The following is a 4847-nucleotide window of genomic DNA, read 5'->3' as shown; positions in this document are numbered from 1 at the left end:
TGCTTAACAACCCTAACAATTAAGAGCAATTTTCCATTGTTCGTGTTTTTCAATGGTCTTTTTGTGTTGCTTATTTTTATCAATTAATTTTTTTATAAAAACTTATTGACTTTTACTAGCTGGTCTAATATATCCTTGACTCCTTTTGCAACACCCATCTATTACCTAAATCTTACTTATTGAATTAATTTTTCATATATATACTATATCATGCACTAGAGTTTTTTGCAAAGTTCATAACTAAAAAATGGCAATTCTCATGAATTAGGACTGCCATAAATTTAGCAAACAATATTTTATGAATAAGTAAGAGATGCGAGTAAATAGTTAAGAAGTATAGATTTGTGCTGTTAGATCGTAATTTCTCCTGCATAATTAGTACCAAAAATCTTAATAATTTTCTCAGCATCTAAAGTCTGCCCCAGTGCCCACATCAATTTCGTAACAGCAGCCTCAGTAGTCATATCATACGCCTGTATTACTCCTCGCTTCAAGGCCATCTTTCCAGTTTGATAAATAGACAAATCACTTCGTTCATAAAGGCATTGACTGGATACAACAACTGGAATACCTTTTTGAGTGAATTTTTCTAACTTAGATATCAAATCTCTTCGAATATAATGAAGTCCTCCAGCTCCAAAAGCCTCAATAATTATACCTTTATAATTTAATTGCAGCAGCATATCAAAAATTTTAGGATCAAGTCCTGGTGTAAGCTTAATTAAAAATACATCCGAACATAGTGTGTCTGTTAATGTACAATCCCCATCCCAGTTTGGCAAAACTTTATGATTTATATTTAGCCCATTTGAATCAATTGTACCAACATATGGATAGTTTACACTTTCAAACGCATCAAAGCCTGTAGTTCGAACCTTCACCGCACGACAGCCTAAAATTATCTTTCTGTTGAAAGCTAAAAATATTCCCGGCACACCTGAAGCTGCCATAGCAAATGCATACCTAAGATTATCAATGGCATCTGTTAATGGATGAGTTAGTGGAAGCTGAGAGCCTGTTACCACTACTGGAATGGATAAATTCTGAAGCATGAATGAAAGTATTGATGTAGTATATGCCATTGTATCCGTTCCATGGGTAATTACTATTCCGTCATATTTTTTATAGGCTTCATAAACATTCTTCGCAATAAATGTCCATTCCTCTGGCTGAATATTCGAACTGTCAAGGTGAAGGATATCCTTCGTAGTTATATCATAATTTTCACTGGCTCCTGTAATATGTCTGCATAGGTATTCAGCATCTAGACCTGGGATTAATCCCTCTTCACTCTCCATAGAAGCTATAGTTCCACCAGTTGCAAGCAGCAATATTTTTTTCTTGTTCATTTTATCAACCTCTATTTTATGTTATTTATGTTTGATTATAATAATATATCCTTATTCACTATATCGTTTCTACTAAACTATTAACTTATACACGTTGAAGCGTTCAATAATCGCCATGTATAAGCTAAGTTTCCCCATAAAATTCCTATAATTATTTTAACATTATTTCAGCTTAACTAAACTCTCAGTCCAACTTTTTAATATCTGCTAGTTTGCTATTTCAATAATATGTTTTACTTCAAATTGTAAATCCTCTATTTTACTTTTCTCTTCAGCTTCCATTTTGTTCAATCTCTGAATGACCTCTGTCACTTGTTCTTTAACACAAACTATGTTGTTCTGAGATTCATTTATTTTTGACTGCATATACCAGTCTGCTATAAGTCCATCAAAGAAAACATCAGCAAACTTTGCAAATTCATCTATATTGATTTCAACGTTCTCATCTATTTTTACATCAACTAGTTCGGTTCTAAACTGTCTTAGAAGTTTTTGTACATTCTCTGCCTCATCTTGGGCATCATCAATATCAGAGTGTTTAGCCATACCTACAAACAAACCTCCTCCAAGCATATCAAAAGTACCCCAATCTTCTGCACTATCAAGCTTATCTAATATTATCTCCAAACTGTTTAATACATTCTGTCCTGCATACAAAGCTTCTTCTATTTCTTTAAGATTACCTTTTGAAGCATTTACTTCATCAGTAAGATTCAAAATCCTCTTAGCAACGTTTCCGTTGTTCTGTATTAACATTTCCTTTTTCTGCTCATATAACTGTTCATATTCCTTCTGGCAATTTACATAATTGTACCTCTCTACCGAGAGTTTTGATATACGATCCACAACATCGTCTAAGTCCTTTAAGCTCTGTTGATATTTCAGTTTTGCAGCTAGTTCTTCTTTAAGTTCTTTATCGATATGCTCATCAACGGTTCCTAGAATTGAATAAAAAACATATTTAATACTCTTATTTTCAATTTTCTGAACATCTTTACTTTCCTTCTGTAATATTTTCTTTAATTCATTAGTTCTTTTTTCAAGCTCTTTCTGTTCATCTTTCAATTGCTCAAGCATAGCATCAATTTTGTTCAAACGCATTATTCCCTGTTGAGCATTTTGCAATTTCAAATTTATATCGTTGTGCTCCATTCCCTATCCCCCATAATAATTTATAAAAACATTGTAACACATATTACTAAAATGACAATTTTATGTTTATTTAATTTGAATAATTTGTATTTTACATTTCCAGTAAATTCATGTCAAGATTTGTCTAATAAAATACGATAATTGAGATATAAAATCATAAAGTTCTTATACTTAGTACTTAAACATCTATCAGGGAGTGTGAATTAATCATGGACATTTTTACTACCATCGGAATGACTGCAGCAATCGGATTTGTATTATTAAGTATACTCACTAGCGGATCTATAGTTGCATTTATAGACGTACCATCAGTATTAATAACAGTTGGTGGAACTTTTGGTGCAATATTAATAGGTAGTAGCGGAAAAAATCTTAAGAATTTCATTAAAGTTTTAATTTTAGCATGTAAGGAAACTAAATTGAATGAAATAGAATTAATTGATAAATTTGCAGAATATGCTGCTATCGCAAGAAAAAATGGACTTCTTTCTTTAGAAGAGACAGCTTCGTCAATTACAGATTCATTCACGAAGTCAGGTATGATAATGGTTATTGATGGTATGGAACCTGATATTATTAGAAAAACATTAGCAATAAAAATAAAAGGCATTCTTGAAAGACATAAAAATAATAGAGGAGTATTCGATACAGGTGCTGCCCTAGCTCCCGCTTTTGGTATGATTGGAACATTAATCGGACTTGTTAACATGCTAAGAAATTTATCAGATCCATCCAGTATAGGTCCCCAGATGTCTGTAGCTCTAATAACTACTTTCTATGGCTCCTTAATGTCCAATATTTTATTTATGCCAATTTCAAGAAAACTCAAAGCAAAAACTTCTGAAGAAATTTACCAAAAAGAAATAATTATAGAAGGTCTGCTAAGTATTCAAGCAGGAGAAAGTCCAACAATTTTACGAAAAAAACTATTGGCTTATTTAGATGACAAACAAGTCGAAAAAGCTAATCAAGTTGAAAATTCTTAGCAAGAGAAAGGTGGTCTTTTTATGAACGATGATTTCAATACAGAGACTGATGATGAAAATGGCGGAAACGAATGGCTTGCGACATATGGTGACCTTGTTACACTTCTCCTCTGCTTTTTCGTACTTTTATTTGCGATGTCAACTGTAGATGCCCAAAAATATGAATCGATTGTAGCCTCTTTTTCAGGAGGCTCATCTATAGGAGTTAATTCTGGCGGGGACACTATAGTAGATTTTTACGAATCACAAAACTCAACTAAAAATGATAGTAACACAAAGGATAAGGATGACATCAACAAAATATATGAAGAAGTAAAAAAAATGCTTGCTGTTGAGAAACTAGAAAACAATATAAAGATAAAAAAATCTAAAAATGGAGTTTTTCTTACTTTGAAAAATGACCTTCTCTTCGATAATGGAAAAGCAGCACTAAGACCTGATGTTAAAAAAACGCTGCGTTCATTCGCACATATATTCAAAAAATACGATAGAGAGATTAGGATAGAAGGACATACAGACAATCTTCCAATAAGAAATAGCTTCTTTGAAAGCAATTGGGAACTTTCTACTGCCAGAGCGATAAGCGTTGTCAAGTATTTTACTGAAAAGCTTCCTCAAGAAGAACGTATAGCACCAAATAAGTTTGAAGTGGCCGGTCTAGGAGAGCACGAACCTGTCGCACGTAACGATACAGAAGAAAACAGACAAAAAAACAGACGTATTGAAATAGTTATATTAAAATAACTTTATTTACTTTTTTATTCAGATAATCACTTCAACTCTCGTACTTGATATTCAAAGATTTAATTCGCTCAAACCAGTTCTCAGCTTTTTCTGTACTTTTAAAATATATCCGATTTATAATTGATGCAGAAAGACTTTCCCCGGTTACACAGGGAAAGTCTTATTTTAACTTATGGCTCTATTCCACTTGCAAGTGCACCCTTTATATATACAGTTACTTTCCTGAAGCCCGGAATCCCCTCTCCAATTATCTCTCTTGTCACTCGGTAATTTGCCTGATCTTTGTAATTCATAGAACATTAAAGATTTTTGAAGTGCCTCTCCATAGTTATAATTGACTTGATTTGTTGCTGCAGAAGCAGAAACCCTTAGAGGTGAAATAACAGTACCTGCAACAGCTAAAGTTAAAACAAAGCTGAGGATCTTTTTCATATTACCAACCCCTTCTTTTAATTTTAACTAGCTAATATTTACTGTGTACTTATATTGTAATTCCACTTTATGTAAATGTAAATATTTTCTCTTACGTTTTAAATATTTCATTGAGCAATTTTCAATATAATTATTTATGGTTATACATTTTTTTAATCTGTAAATTACTAGTTATGCATAATAT

Annotated in this window: 5 protein-coding genes; 2 read left to right on the top strand and 3 right to left on the bottom strand. The window is 32.3% G+C overall.

Annotated elements, in window-relative coordinates:
- Positions 1–350: 350 nt before the first annotated feature.
- Together CLORY_RS22465 and CLORY_RS22460 are read right to left on the bottom strand one after the other, a co-directional pair.
- Positions 351–1349, bottom strand: coding sequence for an asparaginase (locus CLORY_RS22465; protein WP_079428771.1), 999 nt, complete (start codon positions 1347–1349; stop codon positions 351–353).
- A gap of 207 nt (positions 1350–1556) precedes the next feature.
- On the bottom strand, positions 1557–2501 hold the full coding sequence (locus CLORY_RS22460; protein ID WP_079428769.1) for a hypothetical protein: 945 nt from the start codon (positions 2499–2501) through the stop codon (positions 1557–1559).
- A gap of 209 nt (positions 2502–2710) precedes the next feature.
- Between CLORY_RS22460 and CLORY_RS22455 the strand changes: the two genes are divergently transcribed.
- Together CLORY_RS22455 and CLORY_RS22450 are read left to right on the top strand one after the other, a co-directional pair.
- Complete coding sequence (locus tag CLORY_RS22455; protein WP_079428767.1) at positions 2711–3487, top strand: motility protein A; 777 nt, start codon at positions 2711–2713, stop codon at positions 3485–3487.
- 21 nt (positions 3488–3508) lie between these two features.
- Positions 3509–4231: a flagellar motor protein MotB gene (locus tag CLORY_RS22450; RefSeq protein WP_079428765.1), complete on the top strand. Its 723-nt coding sequence runs from the start codon at positions 3509–3511 to the stop codon at positions 4229–4231.
- 165 nt (positions 4232–4396) lie between these two features.
- On the opposite strand, the gene CLORY_RS22445 is transcribed toward CLORY_RS22450, so the two are convergent.
- The gene (locus CLORY_RS22445; RefSeq protein WP_079428763.1) at positions 4397–4663 is read right to left on the bottom strand and encodes a glycoside hydrolase family 9 protein; all 267 of its coding nucleotides are present in this window, start codon (positions 4661–4663) and stop codon (positions 4397–4399) included.
- Positions 4664–4847: the final 184 nt, after the last annotated feature.

The sequence above is a fragment of the Clostridium oryzae genome, assembly GCF_002029235.1.
GTDB classification, from domain to species: Bacteria; Bacillota; Clostridia; order Clostridiales; family Clostridiaceae; genus Clostridium_AE; species Clostridium_AE oryzae.
Note: the sequence above shows the minus strand (reverse complement) of the source record. Positions and strands in the feature narration are given on the sequence as shown.

Bases quoted from the DNA above. Each gene is read 5' to 3' on its own strand.
- CLORY_RS22465 (WP_079428771.1), bottom strand. From the start codon at position 1,349: ATGAACAAGAAAAAAATATTGCTGCTTGCAACTGGTGGAACTATAGCT.
- CLORY_RS22460 (WP_079428769.1), bottom strand. From the start codon at position 2,501: ATGGAGCACAACGATATAAATTTGAAATTGCAAAATGCTCAACAGGGA.
- CLORY_RS22455 (WP_079428767.1), top strand. From the start codon at position 2,711: ATGGACATTTTTACTACCATCGGAATGACTGCAGCAATCGGATTTGTA.
- CLORY_RS22450 (WP_079428765.1), top strand. From the start codon at position 3,509: ATGAACGATGATTTCAATACAGAGACTGATGATGAAAATGGCGGAAAC.
- CLORY_RS22445 (WP_079428763.1), bottom strand. From the start codon at position 4,663: ATGAAAAAGATCCTCAGCTTTGTTTTAACTTTAGCTGTTGCAGGTACT.